A 20,576-nucleotide genomic window follows, 5' to 3' on the forward strand; every position below is an offset into this window, starting at 1 on the left:
AAGAGATGCACACAGAATCTCCGGATGCGGGCGGCGTCCGCACGCGGCAGCGCAAGCGCCCACCGGCCAGTCTGCTCATCGGCGGCGGCATCGTGGCGGCGGTGGTGCTCACCGCGCTCATCGCGCTGGTGTGGACCCCCTTCGATCCGATCCACGCGGTGCCCGAGGAGCGGCTGCTCGGCCCCAACGCGCAGCACTGGCTGGGTACTGATCGCTATGGCCGAGACGTGGCGGCACAGCTGATGGCTGGGGCGCACATCACCCTCGCCGTGGGCGTGGTGGCGGTGGGCATCGGCATGCTCTGTGGAGTACCGCTGGGCATTATCGCCGGCATGCGCGGCGGGACGGTGGATGCGCTGGTAATGCGCGGCGCCGATCTCCTTCTCGCCTTCCCCGCGCTGCTCTTGGCCATCGTGCTCGGCGCGGTATTCGGCACCTCCACGTGGTCGGCGATGGCGGCCATTGGTATCGCCGCCATCCCTGGGTTTGCCCGCGTCGCCCGCGCCGGAACCCTCAGCGTGCTCTCTCTCGACTTCATCGCCGCCGCCCGGATGTCCCAGGCATCGGGGCGGGCGATCGCGCTGCGGCATGTGCTGCCGAATATCCTCAGCCTCGTGATCGTGCAGGCCTCGGTGGCCTTTGCGCTGGCTATTCTCGCCGAGGCGGCACTGAGCTTCCTCGGCCTCGGCACCCCACCGCCGGAGCCATCGTGGGGCCGGATGCTGCAATCGGCGCAGGCTTCGCTCTATACCGCCCCGCAGCTCGCGTTGTGGCCAGGGCTGGCGATCGCGCTGACGGTACTGGGCTTCAACCTGCTCGGCGATGGGCTGCGGGATCTCCTCGACCCTAGGCTGCACTCGACACGAAAGGCTGGCCAATGAGTGAAACGGTGCTGGACGTAGACGATCTTCAAGTGCGCACCCGCGATGGGCACCAGCTGCTGCGCGGGGTGAGCTTCAGCATCGCGGCCGGGGAGAAAGTCGGGATCATCGGCGAATCCGGCTCGGGTAAGTCGCTGACCGCGCTGAGCATCATGGGGCTGCACTCCCACACGCTGCACACCAGCGGCAGGATCACGCTGCGCGGCGAGCCGGGCAACCTGGTGGACTACTCCCCCGCCCGCTACGCCAGCCTGCGGGGCCGCCGGATATCCATGGTGTTTCAGGAGCCCATGACGGCACTGAATCCGCTCATGAAGATCGGACCCCAAGTACGCGAGGCCGTGCAGCTGCACCAGCAGGATCTCGATTCCGCCGCCCTGAAGCGGCGCGCCCTGGCGCTGCTGGAGGAGGTGCGCTTGCCCGATCCGGAGACCCTCTACGAGCGCTATCCGCACCAGCTCTCGGGTGGGCAGCGCCAGCGCGTGCTCATCGCCATCGCCCTGGCGAATGATCCCGAGCTCATCGTCTGCGATGAGCCCACCACCGCGCTCGACGCCACGGTGCAAGCCTCTATTCTGGCCACCCTCAACCGCCTCACTGAGCAGCGCGGTACCGCCGTTTTGTTCATCACCCACGATCTCGGCGTGATGGCGCAGATCTGCGAGCGGGTGCTGGTGATGCGCGATGGCGAGATCGTGGAATGCGGCACGACCCAGCAGGTATTGCGCGAGCCCGGCGACTACACCCGCGGACTGGTGGCCGCCTCGGATCTGGCGGCACGCGATTCCCGCGGACACCTGTACACGGTGGGCAGCGCCGATGAGAGTTATCGCCCGGGCCACGCCTATGCCCAGCCGGAGTTTCCCACCCCGGGCCCGGTGGTGCTGGAGGCACAGCAGATTTCCCAAAGCTATCGCTCACGTGGCTGGCGCGCTCGCCAGCGCCGCACCACCCAGGCCTTGGAGCCGCTATCGCTGAGCCTGCGTGCCGGCCAGCGCCTCGGGGTGGTGGGCGAATCCGGCTCGGGCAAGTCCACGCTCTTGAAGCTGCTGGCGGGGCTCGAGTCGAGCCGCAGCGGCGAGATCCTCGTCGATGGGCGTGCCGCCACAGCGCGCACGCTGCAGCAGGTTGCGCAGATCGTGTTCCAGGACCCGGCTGCGTCCTTGGATCCGCGGATGCGCGTCGGCGAAAGCATTGCCGAGCCACTGCGGGCCGCGCGCCTCGGAGCGGCGGAGCGGGCCGCGCGGGTGCAGGAGGTGCTGGCCGATGTCGGCCTCGATGCCGAGGTGGCGCGGCGTTATCCCCACGAGTTTTCCGGCGGGCAGCGCCAACGCATCTCTTTGGCGCGCGCCCTTGCCCCGCGACCGCGGATATTGCTGGCCGATGAGCCCGTCTCCGCCCTCGATGTCTCCGCCCGGGCTCAGGTGATCAACCTGCTCACCGAGGTGGTGCGCGAGTACCAGCTGGCGTTGGTGTTCGTCTCCCACGATCTCGGCGTGGTGCAGGCCCTGTGCTCGGAGGTGATGGTGCTCAAGCAGGGGCAGCTGATCGAGGAGGGCGCTACCGCCGAGCTTTTCGCCCAGCCCCAGCAGAGCTATACCCGCGCGCTTATCGACGCCGTGCCGCGGCTGAGCCCCTAAGCGCCCAGGAGTTGGCCGGCGAGGGCATAGGCGTGATTGGGCCAGTACTCCCGTGGCCGCGGCCGCGGCGAGGCCTCGTTCTGGTGGAAGCAATCGATCACATCCACCCAGCGCGAGGGCCAGGCGTGCATGCCATCGACCGCCCCCAGTAGCGCACCGGTGATGGCCGCGTTGGTGTCAGTGTCTCCTCCCCTGCCCACGGTGCGCACCAGCGACTCCTCGGCGCGCAAGACCGAGGCCAGCTCGTAGACAGCATTGCCGAAGGCGATAGTCACCCACCCTTCGTGTTCGAGGTACTCGGCCGGCGGGGCGTCGCGATGCGCCTCTACCAGCGCCGCTACCTCTGGATAGGATGCAGCCTCGGCCTGCAGGATCTCTAGGGCCTCGGCACGGTCCGCGCCGGCGGCTATGATGCGGGCGATGGTGAGCACGTACACGCTCTGAATATCCATGCACAGCGGGTTGATGTGGGTGAGCGAGCATTCTTGACGCGCCCACGTAGCCAGCTGTTCCGCGCCCTGCGGGTCCTCTTCCAGCACCCGAGCGCCGAAGATCCCCAGCGGGCTAACACGCATGAGGGCGCCATTGGCTTGGGACTCGGGATTCTTGTGGCCGCGGTTGAGCGCCGAGGAGCACGTAATGCCGATATCGAAAGGCTCGGATTGTGCCCAGCGTCGATAAGCCGCGGCCACGTCCTCGAGCACGAAGGTGCCATTCCGCACCAAGGAGGCGGCAAGGGACAAAGCCATCTCGGAATCGTCGGTGGGCTGGCCGGCGCTGAGCCCATAGGTGCCGCCGTCGGCGAGCTGGCGCACCCCATTCGGGTAGTGCGCCTGAATAGACTCCGCGGAGCGGAACTCGACCAAACTACCGAGAGAATCTCCAATTAATTGCCCGTAGAGTGCGCCGCGGGCACGCTGGAGTCGTTGTGTTTTCACCATGACTATAGACCCACCTTCCTCGCAAAATCCTTGACTCTTCGCATTCTAGGACAGCACCCAGACACCAGCCCTGTCCCTCTTCGCCCGCAACATCGACTGCGCAGGTATCGGCTAAAATCTGGGACATGAGCATCGCTGTCGTAGGTTCTATCAATGCCGATCTCACCGTGCGCGTGACGCGGCACCCCGCCCCTGGGGAAACGCTTCTCGGGCACAGCAGTACGGTCGCTCCAGGCGGCAAAGGCGCCAATCAGGCGGTGGCCGCGGCCCGGATGGGGGCGCAGGTCCATATGATCGGCGCGGTAGGCACGGATTCCTATGCGGAACCGGCCTGCGCCATCATGCGCGAGAGCGGCATGAGTGAAGAGGGCATCACGAGCGTGGAGGGGCCCACGGGCCTAGCGGTGATCACTGTCGCCGCAGATGGGGAGAACAGCATCGTGGTGGTGCCGGGGGCGAATGCCGCGATGAGCCCAGAACTGGTGGATGACCATGAGGAGCTTATTGCCGCGGCCTCCATCCTGCTGGTGCAGGGCGAGATTCCGGCCGCCGCCATCGAGCGGGCCATCGCTGTGGCCACCCGCCATGGAGTGCGAGTGGTGGTGAATCTGGCACCCGTGATCGAGATGGATCCCGCGGCGCTGCTGCACGCCGATCCGCTCATCGCCAATGAGCACGAGGCGGGGCTGATCGCGCAGCTCTATAAGAAACAGGGGCAGGGCAGCCCCGAGGAGCTGGCGACGCAGCTGCGCGAGGCAGGCTTCGCCAGCGTCATCATCACGTTGGGGGCCGCGGGCGCGCTGGTGGCCACGGCGGAAGGAATCCAGCAGGTGCCCTCCCCACGGGTCGAGGCCGTGGATACCACCGGCTGCGGGGATGCCTGCGCGGGCGCACTCGTCGCGGCGCTGGATGAGGGCGCGGACCTGATTGAGGCCACGGCCCTCGGCTGCCGTGTCGGTGCCTTCGCCGCAACCCGCGCCGGGGCCCAAACCTCGTATCCGAGCACCGCGGAGGAGCTTCCCTCCTAGCGCTCTAAAGCGCGGGAGTCGAGCTCCCCGTGCCGGGAGCAGTGCGCCACCCAGCCCATGGGCATGATCTGGACGACCATGCGGCGCCCGCAAATCTGGCAGAAGCGCGGCGGCTCGAGTCCGATCTTGGCGCCGCGGCTCAGCTCCGCGAGGCCCTTTTTATTGCGCTCGGCGTTCTCATCCAGCGGCTGGCCCGTATTGGGGTGATAGATCGGTTCCTCGCCGGTGAGAACCGCAATGAGCAGCTCGTCCGAATCAGATCGTCTCATTGAGGGCTCGGATCGGGAGACGCAGCTTGCCCAGCATGTCAAGGTCGGTTTCGGCGGGGCGGCCGAGAGTGGTGAGGTAGTTACCCACGATCACCGCGTTAATACCGCCCAGCAGGCCCTGCTCGGCGCCGAGATCACCCAGGGTGAGCTCGCGACCGCCCGCGAAGCGCAGCGTGGTCTTCGGCAGAGCGAGACGGAAGGCGCCGATCGAACGCAGCGCCTCATTGGCCTCCATGGGCTCCTTGTCAGCGAAGGGAGTGCCGGGGCGAGGATCGAGGAAGTTCATGGGCACCTCGGTGGGATCCACCGAGGCCAGGTTCTGGGCGAACTCGGCGCGCTGCTCGCGGGACTCACCGAGGCCCAAGATGCCACCGGTGCAGACCTCCATGCCCACCTGGCGCACGTTCTTTAGGGTATCGATGCGCTCCTCAAAGGTGTGGGTGGTCACCACCTGCGGGAAGTAGGACTCGCTGGTCTCGAGATTGTGGTTATAGCGGTGCACGCCGGCATCCTTGAGGCGCTGCGCCTGCTCGAGGGTGACCATGCCCACCGAGGCGGCGATCTCGATATCCACCTCGTCCTTGATGGCGTGGGTGGCGTCGATGAGATCATTCATCAGCCGCTCGTCCGGGCCACGCACCGCGGCAACGATGCAGAATTCGCTGGCGCCGGTCTTGCGGGTCTGCTTGGCGGACTCGATCAGCTCGGGAATATCGATGCGGGCGGCACGAACCGGGCTATTGAACATGGCCGACTGGGAACAGAAGTGGCAATCCTCGGGGCAGCCGCCGGTCTTCAGCGACACAATGCCCTCGACCTCAACTTCGTCGCCACACCACTTCAGGCGCACCTGGTGGGCCAACTCGAGGAGTTCTTCGATCTTCTCATCGGGCAGATTCAGTACTGCGAGGGTCTCCTCATAGTTCAGTCCCTCGCCGCGCTCGAGCACCTTGGTGCGTGCGTGCTCGAGAATAGTGCTCTCATCAAGGGCGCTACCCTGGGCGTCCTGCGTAGCCGTGGTCATAGCTGTACTCCTGTGTCGTGGGCAATAGTTGTTGCATGAGATGAACATCGTTTAGCAACAGATGTGTCAACGATAACACAAGCACTCGAACACTGTTCACCGCTACGTAGCGTCGATAAGCCATGCGCACGGGGGTGAGTTCATGGCCCCGCAGCTAGGTTCACTTCTTAGCAGGCTTTAAGGTAAAAGGCGCATAATTCGCCCTTTCCAGCTTCTTTTCTGAGACAAGGAGAGACGCCACCCGTGGCCACTTCCACCTCCACCGCCGTGCAGCGCACCCATCCTGTTCATCATGTTCCCACCCCCGGCAAACTCGCGGCCCTCGGCCTGCAGCATGTGCTGGCTTTCTACGCAGGCGCGGTGATCGTTCCGCTGCTGATCGCCAGCTCGCTGAACCTAGACGCCGAAACTACCATTCACCTCATCAACGCCGATCTGCTTACCTGCGGTATCGCCACCTTGATTCAGGTGGTGGGCATCGGCAAGCACGTCGGCGTGCGCCTGCCCTTGGTGCAGGGTGTGACCACCACCGCGGTGGCGCCGATTATCGCGATCGGCTTGGGCGTCACCGATGGTGAGGGCGGGGTGGAATCCCTGCCCACCATCTATGGCGCGGTGATCGCCGCCGGCCTCTTCACCTTCTTTGTGGCCCCGCTCTTCGGGCGGCTGCTGCGCTTCTTCCCGCCGGTGGTCACCGGCACCGTGCTGCTGGTGATGGGCACCTCCCTGCTGGCGGTGTCGGCCAATGACTTCACCAACTATGCCGAAGGCACGCCCGATCCCCGCGATCTGAGCTATGCCTTCGCCACCCTGGCCGTGATCGTGCTGGTGCAGCGCTTCTTCCGCGGCTTCTTGGGCACGCTCTCGGTGCTCTTCGGTCTGGTGCTGGGCACCGCCGCGGCGCTGCTGCTCGGCGACGCCGATCTGTCCAAGGTGGGCGACGCCGCCCCGCTGGGCATCACCACCCCCTTCTATTTCGGCATCCCCGAGTTCAATGCCGCCGCGATTGTGTCGCTGCTCATCGTCATGGTGATCACCATGGTGGAAACCACCGGCGATGTCTTCGCCACCGGCGAGATCGTGCGCAAGCGCATCGGCAAACCGGATGTGGAGCGCGCCATCCGCGCCGATGGCCTCTCCACCCTGCTCGGCGGTGTGCTCAACTCCTTCCCCTATACCTGCTTCGCCCAAAATGTCGGCCTGGTGCGCATCACGGGCGTGAAATCACGCTGGGTGGCAGCGTCTGCAGCGGGCTTTATGATTCTGCTAGGCCTACTCCCCAAGGCTGGGGCGATCGTGGCCTCCATTCCCGCCCCCGTGCTCGGCGGCGCCTCCTTGGCGCTCTTCGCCAATGTGGCGTGGGTGGGCATGCAGACCATTGGCAAAGCCGATTGGAAAGATGACCGCAATGCCGTGATCGTCACCACCGCCCTCGGTTTGGCCATGCTGGTGACCTTCAAACCCGATATTGCCGAAGCCCTGCCCGAGTGGGCGCGCATCTTCGTCTCCTCCGGCATGACCATCGGCGCGATCACCGCCATCGTGCTCAATATCGTGTTCTTCCACCTCGGGGTGCAGTCCGGTTCGGATGTGGCCCGCCACGATGGCCGCAGGGTCTCGCTGAACACCATCAACGCCATGGATCGAGAGGAGTTTGTGGCCGCCCTTGCCCCACTCTTCAACGAGGAGCAGTGGCCGCTACAACGCGCGTGGGAGGCCCGCCCCTTCGAGGATGTGCAGGCCCTGCGCGAGGCAGTGCAGGTGGCGGTGCTCATGGCCGAGCCAGAAGAGCGCAGCCGCTTGATCGCCGACTACCCCGACATGGCCACTCTGGTGCTCAGCAGTACCGACTCTGAGGACGAACGCCTGAACCAGGCCCGCGGCTCGGTGGGGCTTGGCGAAGCCGATGACGTGGAGACCGAACAGCTGCAGGTGCTGGCCGAGTCCTATCGAGAGAAGTTCGGCATGCCCTGGGTGGCGTGCCTGCGCACCAACGACAGCATCGACACCATCATCGCCGATGGCGTACACCGCCTGGAAAACTCCGAGGCGCAGGAGCTGCGCCGTACCCTCAGCGAAATCGTCGAAATCGCCAACGACCGCTTCGACATGGTGCTTGCCGACGCTAATCCCACGCGTTCCGCTTGGGATCGAAAGTTCACCGACATCGACTAAACCGGCGCATCCCTAGCATGGATACTGACCCTCAGTAGAAGGAGAAGCCCCATGAGCCCGTCTACCCCCGCGCCGCTGACACCCATCAGCGTCGACCCCGCCGTTCTCACCCCGCGTCCCCACTATCGGGTGCTGCTCAGCAGCAACCCCTCCCCGCAACAGGTGCGCGAGCACCTGCACGAGATCTTTGCTGATCGGCTGCAGACCCGACTCGAGGAGCATGCCGGGCTGGTGTGCGTGCTGGACGGGCAGGTGGAGTACGTACTGAGCGCCCAGAACGCCGCGGATCCCGCGCCCCACTCCCACGCGGTACTCGGGCCCCGCACGCCGCTGTCCAGCGCCACCACCCAGCTCGAGGTGCGGGTGCATTCGGATGTGCAGCCGTTGGTGCGCACCCGCGAGTCCCTGCGGGAGCTGAACTATATGCACGCCGAACTTGCCGCCGCCCTGGCCGTGCGGGAGGACGCGGTGGCGGTGTGCCACGTGTTTCGCGGCGCCAGCCGCCCCTTCGCAGTAGATCCGCAGGTGTTTAGCGAGGCAGTGCGTCACGACGTTGTTTCCGCCTACGTCGTGGACCTGATAGTCACCCGCACCGCAGAGGGCACCCAAGGCATGAGCATCGGCATGGTGGAAGCTGGGCACCCAGAGCTGCAGCTGCGTTCGAGCGCTGACCCCAGCGAGGTGTATAACCAGCTGGCCGATGTGTGCCAGTGGGCTCTGGCCCATCAACCCATCGCGGCCGGTGATACCGTGACGGTGCACGAACAGCACTACCGCGCCGTGGACGCCGAGTGGGCGGCGGGGCATCGACCAGCGCTAGAGCTGAATCTTGAGTCGCCCAAAATCGGGGGACGTGACCCTAAACGCGGCTAAAGCCCGAGTACAGTGTGATCTATGTCAAGCTCCTATTTCACCCGCACGAGTGCCACCGAGTTCGTCGCCACGGAACTCACCGCCGGCGCGTGGAATCCCCAAGAGATTCACATAGCGCCCGCACTGGGTCTACTTACCCACATCCTGCAGGAGGATTTCGCTGCCCGGCGGCCCGGCGACACCTTGGATCTCTCCCGCATCAGCTTTGACATTCTTGGCACCGCCCCCATCGGCGAGGTGCGGGTGGATACCGAGGTGATCCGCCCCGGTCGCACCATCGAGTTGGTGCAGGCGCGGCTGATCATCGCCGAGCGGCCCGTGGTCATCGCCCGCGGCTGGTTCTCCGCTGCCTTCGATACCGGCAGCATCGAATCCACCGCATTAAAGCGCATGCCCTCCCGCTACGCCATCCCCAGCTGGAATTTTCTCGAGGCCTGGGAAGGGGCCTTTGTCGATAGCGTGGACGCCCACCGCACGGTGCTCAGCCCCGGCCACGCTCAGGGCTGGCTCTCCTCCCGCACTCCCCTGCTGGAGGGAGTGGAGGTCTCGCCGCTGGTGAAGCTGATGACGGTGATGGACATCGTCAACGGCCTTGTGCTCAAGCACAATCCGAAAGAGGTGGCCTATCCCAATATTGATCTCAGCATTCACCTCTTCCGCTCCCCCGAGGGGCACTGGTTTGGCGCGGACACCACCATGAGCATCGGGCCTGCTGGGCACGGACTCACCCACACCCATTTGCATGATGAGAAGGGCCCGATTGGGGTGTTGTCACAGACGCTGACAGTGCGGCCTTAAAATGCTTGGCTATGACTTCCTCTACGACGCCCGCATCTGGGCAGGCGGCGGAGAAAACAGCCTCCGCCGCCGCGACTCACTCCGGTGGCCCCATGCCACAACGCTCGCTGTTTCCCATCTTCGGTGCCGTATTCGTCGCGGTCTTCCTGCTCTCTAATATCACCGCCACCAAGGGGGTGACCATCGGCCCACTGGTGACCGACGGTGCCTTCTTCCTCTTCCCCCTCGCCTATGTGATTGGCGATGTGCTCACCGAGTGCTACGGCTTCAAAAACGCCCGCCGGATGATCTTCACCGGCTTCGGCACCGCCGTACTGGCCATTGTCACCTTCTACATCGCCATCTGGCTGCCGGCGGCCGACTTCTACGACAACGACGAGGCCTTCGCCACGGTCCTGGGATTGGTACCACAGATTGTCGTCGCTTCCCTCGCCGGCTATCTCGTGGGCCAGCTGCTCAACTCCTATGTGCTGGCCACCATGAAAAAGCGCAGCGGGCAGAAGCGGCTCTGGTCGCGCCTGCTCGGCTCCACCGTTGTTGGCGAGCTGGCCGATACCATCATTTTCTGCGCCATCGCCGCCTCCGTCATTGGCATCACCACCTGGGGCGATGCCCTCAACTACACCATTGTCGGCTTCCTGTGGAAGACCGCCATCGAGATCGTGGTCATGCCCATCACCTATGCCGTGATCGCTTGGGTCCGCAAAACCGACCCCACCAGCTGGTAGCCAGCATCCCACCTCAAAAAAATTAAGGGTGCGGGACAGAGCCGCAGCTCTGGCCCCGCACCCTTCGACATCGCTAGGGAGACGCTACTTTCCCTCGTCGGTGGACAGCGCCGCCACGAAGGCCTCCTGCGGCACCGACACCGAACCGATATTCTTCATGCGCTTCTTACCGGCCTTCTGCTTCTCCAGCAGCTTGCGCTTACGCGAAATATCGCCGCCATAGCACTTCGAGAGCACGTCCTTGCGCAGCGCCCGAATATTCTCACGCGCAATCACCTTCGAGCCGATCGCCGCCTGCACCGGCACCTCGAACTGCTGGCGCGGGATCAGCTCCTTGAGCTTCACCGTCATCTTATTGCCGTAGGTGCGGGCGTGATCGCGGTGCACGATGGCACTGAAGGCATCCACTGGCTCACCCTGGAGCAGAATATCCACCTTCACCAGATCGGCTTCTTGCTCGCCGGCTTCCTCATAGTTGAGGGAGGCATAGCCCTTGGTGCGGGACTTGAGGGTGTCGAAGAAATCGAAGATGATCTCGCCCAGCGGCATCGTATAGCGCAGCTCGACGCGGTCCTCGGAAAGATAGTCCATCCCGCCGAGCTGGCCGCGCTTGGACTGGCACAGCTCCATGGTGGGGCCGACGAAATCGGCGGGGATGATAATCGTGGTTTTCACGATCGGCTCCCACACCTCCCGCAGCTTGCCCGAAGGCCAATCCGAGGGGTTGTAGACGATAGATTCCTCCCCTGCCTCATCGACCACGCGATAGTTCACGCTCGGCGCGGTGGAAATCAAGTCCAGGTCGAATTCGCGCTCGAGGCGATCGCGGGTGATCTCCATGTGCAGCAGGCCGAGGAAGCCGCAGCGGAAGCCGAAGCCCAGCGCCACCGAGGTCTCCGGCTCATAGGTCAACGAGGCGTCGTTGAGCTGCAACTTCTCTAGGGCGTCGCGCAGGTCGGGGTATTGCTCCTGCGAGATCGGGAACAAGCCGGAATACACCATCGGCTTGGGCTCTTGATAGCCCCGCAGCGGCTTCTCAGCACCCCCGGTAGCCCAGGTGACGGTGTCACCCACCTTGGACTGACGCACATCCTTCACGCCCGTGATCAAATAGCCCACCTCGCCCGGGCCGAGGCCCTGGCATTTCTTCGCCGTCGGGCTCATCACGCCGATCTCGAGGGTTTCGTGGGTGGCGCCCGTAGACATCATCTTCAGCTTCTGGCGCGGCTCGAGGCGGCCATCAAAGACACGAATATAGGTGACCACACCGCGGTAGGTGTCATAGACCGAATCGAAAATCATGGCGCGCGCCGGCGCGGAATCCGGCATCTCGCTGGCGGGGGCGGGCACCAGCTCGCACACCCTATCCAACAGGGCCTCAACGCCCTCACCGGTCTTGCCGGAAACCCGCAGCACCTCTTCGGGTTCGCACCCAATGATGTGAGCGATTTCGAAGGCGTACTTTTCCGGGTCAGCGGCGGGAAGGTCGATCTTGTTGAGCACAGGGATGATCTCAAGATCGTTCTCCATCGCCAGATAGAGATTCGCCAAGGTTTGGGCTTCAATGCCCTGGGCGGCGTCGACAAGCAAAATTGCGCCCTCACAGGCCTCCAAAGCCCGCGAGACCTCATAGGTGAAGTCCACGTGGCCGGGGGTGTCGATCATCTGCAGCACAATGTTCTCGCCGGCATGCGCGCCGGTGCGCGGCACCCACGGCAAACGCACGTTCTGCGCCTTGATGGTGATACCGCGCTCGCGCTCAATATCCATATTGTCGAGGTACTGATCACGCATATCGCGCGCATCCACCACACCCGTCAGCTGCAGAATACGATCCGCCAGCGTGGACTTGCCGTGGTCGATGTGCGCGATGATGCAGAAATTACGGATCTGCGCCGGATCCGTGAACGTAGTTTCCGCACAATTGATAGCCATATCTCAACCTTCCCTGTTTTAGCCCCTCATACCCTACCCGAGCCGTATCGACGCCCACGGCAACGGCGTATAAACTGGGCAAGCATGGGTGACAGACTCGGCGCCATCGCCTCCTCGCTGCGGGATTCGGTGTGCTATGTCGCGGAACAATTCCAGCCCCCCAGCGATGGAGACCTCGACGATACCCTCGCCACGGTACGGGAACGCCTCGGCATATCCGGCACCGAAACCACCGAAGATCTACGCCGTCTGCGCGCCGCCACCTCCGTGCTGGTGCACGACAGCCGCGTGCTTTCCCGCAATATCTACTACGCAGCCGACATGGACGGCCAAGCCGAGCCGGGCGAAGTGGTGTGGGTATGGCTGCGCACCGAACCCACCTCCGAGCCAGAAGACCGCGCCCTCGTGGTGGTGGGGCGCACCCGACAAACCATTTTAGGGCTACTCATCTCCTCCAACCCCGAACACCAAAACGATCCCTCATGGCTTGATATCGGCTCGGGCAACTGGGATCTCGCCGGCGAGCAGTCTTGGGTGCGCATCGACCGCGTCATCGAAGCCTCCGAGCTAGGAATCCGGCGCCAAGGAGCGATTCTGCCGCGGCGGCGCTTCGGAAAAATCGCCCACCGCCTGCGCTCCGAGTTCGGCTGGAGCTAGCAACCGTTTGGTCGGGCCTTTACCGCCCTGCTAGAGTGTGTCGAGTTGTTCATTTTCGCGCGCGCGGTGCCAGCAGGCAGTATGCCCCGTGGCCGCCGCCGAGCCAGAGTGGCGCATTAGGTGTTCAGTACCTTGAGTTCACCTCCCTGCCCCACGCGTCCGCCCAGATTGGTGCGGGCACGGCTTATACCAGCGCGAACGTGGCTGACAGTGACCATACCGTTTCCGCCAACGATAAAGAGGTTCTAGACCATGGCAAACATTAAGTCTCAGAAGAAGCGCATCCTGACCAACGAGAAGGCTCGTTTGCGCAACAAGTCCGTGCGCTCCGCCGTACGCACCGAGATCCGCAAGTTCCGCGCCGCCGTCGAGTCCGGCGACAAGGCTGCCGCTGAGTCCCAGCTGCGCGTTGCTTCCCGCAAGCTGGACAAGGCTGTGTCCAAGGGCGTGTTCCACCGCAACAATGCTGCGAACAAGAAGTCCAATATGGCTCGCGCCTTCAACAAGATGGAGGGCTAAGTAGCCTTCTGCCTTACCGCGCCTCCAGCACTCGCTGGCTTGGCGCGGTTTTTTCATGCCCGCCCTCTTTTGTCCTTGGGCGGAGTGTTTGGCGTGGAGGGTGCTTAGCGGGCCAATTCCGCGATGCGACGCACCGCGAACTCCACGGCGTAATTGGGCTCGAGGCCTTGGCCTTTCACTGCGGCATCGAGCTCGGCCACCACGATGACGGCCTCGCTGACGTTGCGGCTGCTCCAGCGGCGGGCAGCCGCGGCCACCTTCTCCACCTTCCACGGCGGCAGGCCCACCACGCGGGCCAGCTCATTGCCGTTGATGCGCCCACGGACCGAGTACAGCCGAGCGATAGCGCCCACCGAGTTGGCCAATGCAGCAGAGATCAGCACCGGCGACACGCCCAGCTGCAGGGCACGGCGAGTCGAAGCCACCGCCCGCTCCACGCGGCCAGCGCAGGCCAGATCCGCGATATCGAAGCCCGAGACTTCCGCCACCCCGGAATAGAAGGCGCGCACCGCTTGTAAGGTGACATCGCCATTGGTGTCAGAGACCAACTGGCTCACGGCGCTGGCAAGCTCGCGAAGATCCGAGCCCACGCCCTCCAACACGGCCGTGACCACGTCTGGGGTGGGACGCACCCCGTGGGAGCGGAACTCTTTGTTGACGAAGCTCGGCAGTTCATTGCGCTTGACCTTGTGTGCCTCGTGCACGGTCGCGATCTTCGCCAGCTTGGTGGCCATCTTTTTCTGCCGTCCCCCACCAGAATGCACAACGATCAGCGTGATGCCCTCCGCCGGGTCCACGGCCGCCTCGAGCAGTAGCTTGGCGGCCTCCTCCCCTGCCTCATGCGCATGGGTGAACACCACCACCCGCTCCTCGGCGAAGAGGGAGGGACTGAGCAGCTCAATGAGCTCGCTCGTCGTCACCTCACCCGCGCGCAGCTTAGTCACCGGCACTGGGTGGCCGGCCTGCTCAGACACGGCGTGAGTAACCGCGCGCTGGGCGCGCTCGGCGAGGAACTCCTCCTCGCCCAGAACGAGGTGCAGGGCTGGTACAGACACGCCCTCCATCATGCCACGCGCCGCCGCGCGGGCAGCAACACGAGAAACCAAGCACAGACGAGGATCACCCCCACCACCATGAAAATCACTACCTGCATAGCCACAAAACCAGAAGCAATCGCGGCAAACCACGTCCACGCACATACGGGCTAGGTGGCCAGGCATGCTGCGGGTATCGATTGGGACTGAACGTTATGATCTCCGCTGTAGCGGCACCGAACAACACGCAGGTATAGGACCAACCAGAAAAGACCTGAACACCGGTACATAGAGTAAGGAGTGTGGTCGCGGTTATTGACGTGCGTGAACATGGGTGTGCCCTAGGACGGGCTGTACCCAGTGGGTAGAGCCACGTGAACAGTCAGCTCGTCACGGTTAAGAGTGTCGAGGTTTCCCTCGTCGGATAGGGCCGCATCTATGTTTTCTACCGTCCATTCGAACACTTCTGAAAACGGCACCCGCCGTACTCAAGACAGAAGCGCAAACGAAGTATCGCTACGACCACGGAGTAGTTAACGCGGGAGCGGTGAAATTTCCACCTAAAACGCTCTGGAAAAACTACTCAACTGGATCGGTACATCGCTAGATAAGTGGTATTCAGATCTAGATCGGTAATTGGTGGCCGCCCATATGCAGCCCGACCACAGTAAGAAAGAGTCTTCAGTGCCCAGCAACCGATTCCTGTCACAGGCGTACAAGCTACAGCGGACAAACCAGTACCGCTGCCAAGGCACAACCGCTTCAGGAAACGATGCTTCATGCATGCTTTCAACAAGGTGACAGCTGGACACCTTGCGTTGCGATGCCCCTTACGCTCCACAATAAGTCACTTTTTGGTGACCTTGGCAAACTCGACTGGCTCGCTAGGCAAACACAGGAGCTTGCATCCACTCCCGCGCGTGCGGGAAAAACGGCGAAGAAACCGGCATCCCAGGCAATCCGGGCGGTCCACTCCCGCGCGTGCGGGAAAAACACGCCGGCTCGGGAAAAGCCCACAGCATAAGAGTGGGTCCACTCCCGCGCGTGCGGGAAAAACTGGTGGGAGCCAGAGGTGTGGTCGGGTGTGAGCGGTCCACTCCCGCGCGTGCGGGAAAAACTTGCCCATGTAGTCGGCCACATACTGATAAATGGGTCCACGCCCGCGCGTGCGGGAAAAACGGTCTAGATCAGCCAGCGAGGTAAAGAGGTCAGGGTCCACTCCCGCGCGTGCGGGAAAAACTTCGGAGGCGAACGCGCTGCTCATGCGTGAAGCGGTCCACTCCCGCGCGTGCGGGAAAAACGTAGGTGGTCATTTTCTTCTCCCTTTCTGGAGGGTCCACTCCCGCGCGTGCGGGAAAAACGACGAAAACCAAGATTCGTATGTTACTGCCACGGGTCCACTCCCGCGCGTGCGGGAAAAACTCGCCGTCGGCCTGATTCTTCTTCGCGAGCTCCGGTCCACTCCCGCGCGTGCGGGAAAAACTCCAGCGAGCGATCAAAAGTCACGTGAATGTTCGGTCCACTCCCGCGCGTGCGGGAAAAACGGATCGATGCGGGATCGCCGGATATTGGTGTTCGGTCCACTCCCGCGCGTGCGGGAAAAACGCGAAAAAGTCGGTGATCATGCCCCAAAATCCCGGTCCACTCCCGCGCGTGCGGGAAAAACGTAGATCAGCCGCGTTGGTCTCCAGTTCCTCACGGTCCACTCCCGCGCGTGCGGGAAAAACCAAGGCGGTGTAGCCACGCCGGATAAGCAGGTCGGTCCACTCCCGCGCGTGCGGGAAAAACGTGGAGATTATCCGCGACATTTTCCTAGATACCGGTCCACTCCCGCGCGTGCGGGAAAAACCTCCCAGAGCGGAGCGGCTCCAGACCAGGGCATGGTCCACTCCCGCGCGTGCGGGAAAAACTTGACCCGCGACGGGTAGCCGCCCGACTCCACAGGTCCACTCCCGCGCGTGCGGGAAAAACGCCAGTCAGTTTATCCCCCACCGCCTTAGGCAGGGTCCACTCCCGCGCGTGCGGGAAAAACAGGCGGAGTCACTGCCCACTGCCTGATCCGTGGGGTCCACTCCCGCGCGTGCGGGAAAAACCGACACGGGGCCGGCGAGATACTATTCGAGGCGGGTCCACTCCCGCGCGTGCGGGAAAAACGTAGCCGCGCCACGCAGGTCCGCGCCACGCAGGGGTCCACTCCCGCGCGTGCGGGAAAAACCGCGCAAGCTCAGCAGGGGTCATAGCTGTCTCCGGTCCACTCCCGCGCGTGCGGGAAAAACGCTTACGGCGATTTCATGGAGAAGGACCGGGAGGGTCCACTCCCGCGCGTGCGGGAAAAACTTGTTTCCAGCCATCCTCGGGGCCGGTGGTGATGGTCCACTCCCGCGCGTGCGGGAAAAACCCCATCCACTCAGTGTCATACTCGGTATCATCCGGTCCACTCCCGCGCGTGCGGGAAAAACTTTTTTCTCTCTTTCTGTGTGTGTTTCTCTCTCGGTCCACTCCCGCGCGTGCGGGAAAAACCCGCTGACAACATTCCCGCTGCGGCGCGCTCCGGGTCCACTCCCGCGCGTGCGGGAAAAACGTGCTATCCATAAACACGCTACCCAGCGGCGACGGTCCACTCCCGCGCGTGCGGGAAAAACCCGACGCTGAGCAGATCGTGGTGTCGCTACGCAGGTCCACTCCCGCGCGTGCGGGAAAAACTGTGACCTGTTGCCAGCCGTGTACGCCACGGCAGGTCCACTCCCGCGCGTGCGGGAAAAACACTCTGCGAACAGCAGGTTTAACGAGCAAACAAGGCGTATAGATTCAACTTCTATTTGCCTTTACAGAACTAAACTACGACCGGTGGAGCAACAGTCTTAAATTTCCCGCGCGTCACCTCCTCCGCCATCAGACCAGAACCACGGTGTCTCCTCGATAGAACCTCTAGAGTCCATAAACTTACTGGATATGTCGGGCGCGGAAGAAACCTCTTTCGGCCTTTGAGATGAGCAACTCCGTGTTGGGCCAATGGGCGCCCTGACACGGCTATGCCCACGGTAATAGGTAAGTATTCTTCTACTCTTACCGTGTCGGGCGCTGTATCCGAGAGCCGGTCAAGAAGATGGTCAGATGCTCCAAGCTCTGGGGAGGTCTGCCATCCTTTACTAGCGTGAAGCATCATCTCAACGCTGACAGGCGGGGCGTCCTGGATACGTTTGAATACGATGCCATTGGCGGCAAGCCACCCTCCAGATAGCTCTGTCTTACCGCCATCTAAAAGCGGCATGTTCGCTGAAAACAGATGCTTACTTACCTTGCTCAAAACCCGGTTTCCCTTGGCTGCGTTGTGGGCACATCTAACTCCATTCCTCAGGTCTGGGATGATGCACCGATGGTTTTTGGTAGTAAGCAGTCCGCTAGTCGCCGAGCGGATGTCCTCTTCCCACCGTTCAAGATCTGGCACAAAAGCCTCGGTGAACCAAGCTGCAATTGCGGGTAGGTCGGATTCTGAAACCCCGTGCAGACGAGGAGCGGCTAGGCCTTCGGGCCAGCTCAATGAGACTTGGCGTCCAGTCACTTCTTCCGCCGCGCAGGCGATTCCGACCGTCGCGTACCATGCGCCAACGCGACTACCTCCGAGTCCGGTTAGGTCAACGAAGGGCTGGGCAGGATCGTCAATATCGTGGGAGGCCTTGTCCAGCAGCGCATCGTCTATCGTCACCGGCCCCAGAGCATGGGGATCCGGTTCCGCAGATGCTTTCCAGTCCGCCAACCGGACCATTGTCTCGGCCCAGGCTAGGAACCACGGATTGTCGCCGCACAAGTCGAGGTAATCGGCCGTTCCACGGTAGCCGTGATGGGACTCAACAAGGTGCGCCACTAGGGGGTTCTCTGGGCAGTAGGCGGCGACAATGCGAGCACCATGGGCAGCATGATCGACTGGGTTAGCGATGTCGCGGGGAAGAGGATTCCGACCGGTGGATTTTGCTAATGGACAATCCCCTGATTGTGCCCCTAGGTATGCCTGAAATGAGGGGTGAGCCTTTCCGAGGTCATGCAGCCCCGCGGCTTGGACGACTGTTTCCTTCAGCTGCGAGGACTCCGCTTTCGAGGGCGCAATGAACTGCTCGGCCAGCCCCGATGTCTGACGGCAATGATCGACGAGTGTCAGAATCCCCGATGAGGTTTCGCGCCGTTTTTGTTGTTCGCGCGGCCGAGAGACCACAAACTTATCGCTAACGCAGACCACCCAACGGTCCAAATATCGTCCAATCTGCTGCGGCGTCATCTCCGCGCATTCTTCGGGAAGTGGAATGATCTCAACCTCCCCAGTGGATGCGTGAACATCCTCGACTGGGGCATCACTGACCCACACTCCCCTATCTGGGAGATATCCCCCCAGGCTGGTATGCAAAACGATCGTTGATCCAGGAGCTATATCCCATAAGGACTGGGGTATGCACCATCCCTCCGCCTTCCGGATCCGTATCTTCTCCAGTCGCTCACGTGTCGTGGTGGTGGGCTCACGCTTGGCTCGCTTGTAGCCGTTGTCAGCATCATCAGTATCGGCCATCTCTCCGTTCCAATGGCCTGCGGCAAGTCCTCGGGCGAGGTGAATCGAAAGTTCAAGCTGCTCACCGCGTGTCGGAGGAGCTGCCTCTAGGATTTCTTCATCAAGTACATCTCTCCACAACACAGCAACAGGAGCTGTCTCCTCCTCTTGGTCTAGGCCACGCAGCCAAAGAGACGTGGCGTGCGGAGCGGGAGCGACGAGCATCAGGGCTGCGTACTCTGCGTCCATCTGTCCCATACGTACTGGCTCCGGCCAAGCGGAGTTGTCACCCAGAACAGCTTCCTTCAAGGAAGGGATACCGCCTAACGAGAAGTCGGCGCCATTAGGTAGTGCCCGCAAGCCACTACAGACGTTGGCTAAGATTTCCTCACCGTAGACCGCTTGGCTTCCTTTGTCTGGGTTATTCTTCGGCACTACAAGGATCCCCTGCGGGTGGACTGAACCTCCATAACGGTTGAGTCGACCCATGCGCTGCACGAGCGAGGGCCACGCAGACACCTGGGTGACAAGTAGATCAACCTCAAAATCAACACCCGCCTCGAGGCATTGCGTGGACACGACAAGTTCCCCAGGTTTCGGAGCAAGGTCTTTTTCGTCACGGTCGACCATACGCACACGAGAGGTCACCAGCCGAACCTTCGTCTTAGGAAGCTTCTTAGCAAGCGCCGCCGCCACATCGGAGGCTGTCTGCACGGTATTCACGAAGACAATGGAGCGTGAGGTTTCCGTATGGGCGCGCGCAGCCTGTTTTACTAATTCCCTGACGGGAGAAGACGCCGTGCTACACACGATCGAGGCTAAACGCGGTGCATTGTATCTCTCCAGTGCACCGGAGGTCTCCTGCTCGGGAAGAAACTGGATAGTGTCCTCCGCATCGGGGTCAAGTACATCAACGAGATGGTCGGGAATGGTGGCGCCGAGACACGTCAGCGTCGTGTTTGCCATCGTCGATACTTGCCGAAGTGTGTCGACCATTACGGTCGACAGATGGGGCTCATCGACAACCCACGCAGCATCGTGGCTAATCAACCCAGTGTGAATGATCGCGGTGTTGGGAGTCACGCCGGGAGCATGACCCAATACTCGGAGCACTAGCTGGGTAACGGTGGTGGTGATAATGGTCGCACCACGGGGCCTATCCAGCCACGTCCGGTCGTCACGCCGAGATCCATGAAAACTCGTGACGCCCAGTGGCTCGGCTCCTTCAGCAGCAAGCAGCAATAAGGCATCAGAGACCATGCGAAGGGCCGGTATGGATGGCTCGAGTAATGCCCGTTGCAACTGACGAACGTGAGCGTCCGCCCCGTCGACGACCGCTCGTCGTTCAACAGCATGGACGTAGCGCTGCCCCAGCTGGTGAGGCAAATCTGCGGCCGTGGCGCGGCCAAGCGCCCACACCCAGACGTCCGCTAACGCCGTTTTTCCTAAGCCTGTAGGAACATCAATCATGAGGGGAAGTCGACCCGTGCGAACTGCGTAGTTCGCCGCTTCTTCCTGCCACCGATAAGGCGGCACC

Annotated in this window: 15 protein-coding genes and 1 CRISPR repeat array; of the genes, 9 read left to right on the forward strand and 6 right to left on the reverse strand. The window is 62.7% G+C overall.

The window, feature by feature from the left end:
* Positions 1-5: 5 nt before the first annotated feature.
* Both GBB11_RS06660 and GBB11_RS06665 read left to right on the forward strand, forming a co-directional pair.
* Complete coding sequence (locus GBB11_RS06660; RefSeq protein ID WP_151549295.1) at positions 6-881, forward strand: ABC transporter permease; 876 nt, start codon at positions 6-8, stop codon at positions 879-881.
* On the forward strand, positions 878-2,521 hold the full coding sequence (locus GBB11_RS06665; protein WP_151549296.1) for an ABC transporter ATP-binding protein: 1,644 nt from the start codon (positions 878-880) through the stop codon (positions 2,519-2,521). The genes GBB11_RS06660 and GBB11_RS06665 overlap by 4 nt, the downstream gene beginning before the upstream one ends.
* On the opposite strand, the gene GBB11_RS06670 is transcribed toward GBB11_RS06665, so the two are convergent.
* Positions 2,518-3,462, reverse strand: coding sequence for an ADP-ribosylglycohydrolase family protein (locus tag GBB11_RS06670; RefSeq protein WP_151549297.1), 945 nt, complete (start codon positions 3,460-3,462; stop codon positions 2,518-2,520). The genes GBB11_RS06665 and GBB11_RS06670 overlap by 4 nt on opposite strands.
* 125 nt (positions 3,463-3,587) lie before the next feature.
* Between GBB11_RS06670 and GBB11_RS06675 the strand changes: the two genes are divergently transcribed.
* On the forward strand, positions 3,588-4,490 hold the full coding sequence (locus GBB11_RS06675) for a ribokinase (protein ID WP_151549298.1): 903 nt from the start codon (positions 3,588-3,590) through the stop codon (positions 4,488-4,490).
* Here GBB11_RS06675 and GBB11_RS06680 read toward each other — a convergent pair.
* Entirely contained in the window at positions 4,487-4,759 is a 273-nt protein-coding gene (locus tag GBB11_RS06680; protein ID WP_151549299.1) for a hypothetical protein, read from the reverse strand. The genes GBB11_RS06675 and GBB11_RS06680 overlap by 4 nt on opposite strands.
* Positions 4,746-5,783, reverse strand: a complete 1,038-nt coding sequence (gene bioB / locus GBB11_RS06685) for a biotin synthase BioB (protein WP_151549300.1) — start codon at positions 5,781-5,783, stop codon at positions 4,746-4,748. Before bioB ends, GBB11_RS06680 begins: the two co-directional genes overlap by 14 nt.
* Positions 5,784-6,026: 243 nt before the next feature.
* Here bioB and GBB11_RS06690 point away from each other — a divergent pair, with 243 nt between their 5' ends.
* Genes GBB11_RS06690 through GBB11_RS06705 form a run of 4 tightly spaced genes read left to right on the forward strand, consistent with a single transcriptional unit; the run spans position 6,027 to position 10,357 of the window.
* Positions 6,027-7,958 (forward strand): solute carrier family 23 protein, encoded by a 1,932-nt coding sequence (locus GBB11_RS06690; RefSeq protein WP_370513511.1) that lies wholly within the window; start codon positions 6,027-6,029, stop codon positions 7,956-7,958.
* 51 nt (positions 7,959-8,009) lie between these two features.
* Positions 8,010-8,831: a hypothetical protein gene (locus GBB11_RS06695; RefSeq protein WP_151549301.1), complete on the forward strand. Its 822-nt coding sequence runs from the start codon at positions 8,010-8,012 to the stop codon at positions 8,829-8,831.
* Positions 8,832-8,852: 21 nt separating this feature from the next.
* Positions 8,853-9,629 (forward strand): thioesterase family protein, encoded by a 777-nt coding sequence (locus tag GBB11_RS06700; RefSeq protein ID WP_151549302.1) that lies wholly within the window; start codon positions 8,853-8,855, stop codon positions 9,627-9,629.
* An 11-nt stretch (positions 9,630-9,640) separates the two neighbouring features.
* Entirely contained in the window at positions 9,641-10,357 is a 717-nt protein-coding gene (locus GBB11_RS06705; RefSeq protein ID WP_151549303.1) for a queuosine precursor transporter, read from the forward strand.
* An 84-nt stretch (positions 10,358-10,441) separates the two neighbouring features.
* Here the strand turns inward: GBB11_RS06705 and lepA are convergent, their stop codons facing one another.
* Positions 10,442-12,292, reverse strand: coding sequence for a translation elongation factor 4 (gene lepA / locus GBB11_RS06710; protein ID WP_151549304.1), 1,851 nt, complete (start codon positions 12,290-12,292; stop codon positions 10,442-10,444).
* A gap of 84 nt (positions 12,293-12,376) precedes the next feature.
* Between lepA and GBB11_RS06715 the strand changes: the two genes are divergently transcribed.
* Together GBB11_RS06715 and rpsT are read left to right on the forward strand one after the other, a co-directional pair.
* Positions 12,377-12,949: a type II toxin-antitoxin system PemK/MazF family toxin gene (locus GBB11_RS06715; RefSeq protein ID WP_151549305.1), complete on the forward strand. Its 573-nt coding sequence runs from the start codon at positions 12,377-12,379 to the stop codon at positions 12,947-12,949.
* Between the two features lie 252 nt (positions 12,950-13,201).
* The gene (rpsT, locus tag GBB11_RS06720; protein ID WP_151549306.1) at positions 13,202-13,468 is read left to right on the forward strand and encodes a 30S ribosomal protein S20; all 267 of its coding nucleotides are present in this window, start codon (positions 13,202-13,204) and stop codon (positions 13,466-13,468) included.
* A 104-nt stretch (positions 13,469-13,572) separates the two neighbouring features.
* Here rpsT and holA read toward each other — a convergent pair whose 3' ends face one another.
* Both holA and GBB11_RS06730 read right to left on the reverse strand, forming a co-directional pair.
* Positions 13,573-14,532 carry a DNA polymerase III subunit delta gene (gene holA / locus GBB11_RS06725; protein ID WP_255441649.1) on the reverse strand — a complete coding sequence of 320 codons (960 nt, stop codon included), beginning with the start codon at positions 14,530-14,532 and terminating at the stop codon, positions 13,573-13,575.
* Positions 14,533-15,407: 875 nt separating this feature from the next.
* Positions 15,408-17,266: a CRISPR direct-repeat array (repeat unit 28 nt; unit sequence GGTCCACTCCCGCGCGTGCGGGAAAAAC).
* A 69-nt stretch (positions 17,267-17,335) separates the two neighbouring features.
* Positions 17,336-20,509: an HD domain-containing protein gene (locus tag GBB11_RS06730; protein ID WP_192796413.1), complete on the reverse strand. Its 3,174-nt coding sequence runs from the start codon at positions 20,507-20,509 to the stop codon at positions 17,336-17,338.
* Positions 20,510-20,576 lie beyond the last annotated feature (67 nt).

The organism is Corynebacterium sp. 74A (assembly GCF_008930665.1).
Lineage (GTDB): Bacteria > Actinomycetota > Actinomycetes > Mycobacteriales > Mycobacteriaceae > Corynebacterium > Corynebacterium megadyptis.

Coding starts and splice junctions, on each gene's coding strand:
- lepA (WP_151549304.1), bottom strand. CDS start 12,292: ATGGCTATCAATTGTGCGGAAACTACGTTCACGGATCCGGCGCAGATC.
- GBB11_RS06680 (WP_151549299.1), bottom strand. CDS start 4,759: ATGAGACGATCTGATTCGGACGAGCTGCTCATTGCGGTTCTCACCGGC.
- rpsT (WP_151549306.1), top strand. CDS start 13,202: ATGGCAAACATTAAGTCTCAGAAGAAGCGCATCCTGACCAACGAGAAG.
- GBB11_RS06715 (WP_151549305.1), top strand. CDS start 12,377: ATGGGTGACAGACTCGGCGCCATCGCCTCCTCGCTGCGGGATTCGGTG.
- GBB11_RS06730 (WP_192796413.1), bottom strand. CDS start 20,509: ATGATTGATGTTCCTACAGGCTTAGGAAAAACGGCGTTAGCGGACGTC.
- GBB11_RS06705 (WP_151549303.1), top strand. CDS start 9,641: ATGACTTCCTCTACGACGCCCGCATCTGGGCAGGCGGCGGAGAAAACA.
- GBB11_RS06670 (WP_151549297.1), bottom strand. CDS start 3,462: ATGGTGAAAACACAACGACTCCAGCGTGCCCGCGGCGCACTCTACGGG.
- bioB (WP_151549300.1), bottom strand. CDS start 5,783: ATGACCACGGCTACGCAGGACGCCCAGGGTAGCGCCCTTGATGAGAGC.
- GBB11_RS06660 (WP_151549295.1), top strand. CDS start 6: ATGCACACAGAATCTCCGGATGCGGGCGGCGTCCGCACGCGGCAGCGC.
- GBB11_RS06695 (WP_151549301.1), top strand. CDS start 8,010: ATGAGCCCGTCTACCCCCGCGCCGCTGACACCCATCAGCGTCGACCCC.
- GBB11_RS06665 (WP_151549296.1), top strand. CDS start 878: ATGAGTGAAACGGTGCTGGACGTAGACGATCTTCAAGTGCGCACCCGC.
- holA (WP_255441649.1), bottom strand. CDS start 14,532: ATGGAGGGCGTGTCTGTACCAGCCCTGCACCTCGTTCTGGGCGAGGAG.
- GBB11_RS06700 (WP_151549302.1), top strand. CDS start 8,853: ATGTCAAGCTCCTATTTCACCCGCACGAGTGCCACCGAGTTCGTCGCC.
- GBB11_RS06675 (WP_151549298.1), top strand. CDS start 3,588: ATGAGCATCGCTGTCGTAGGTTCTATCAATGCCGATCTCACCGTGCGC.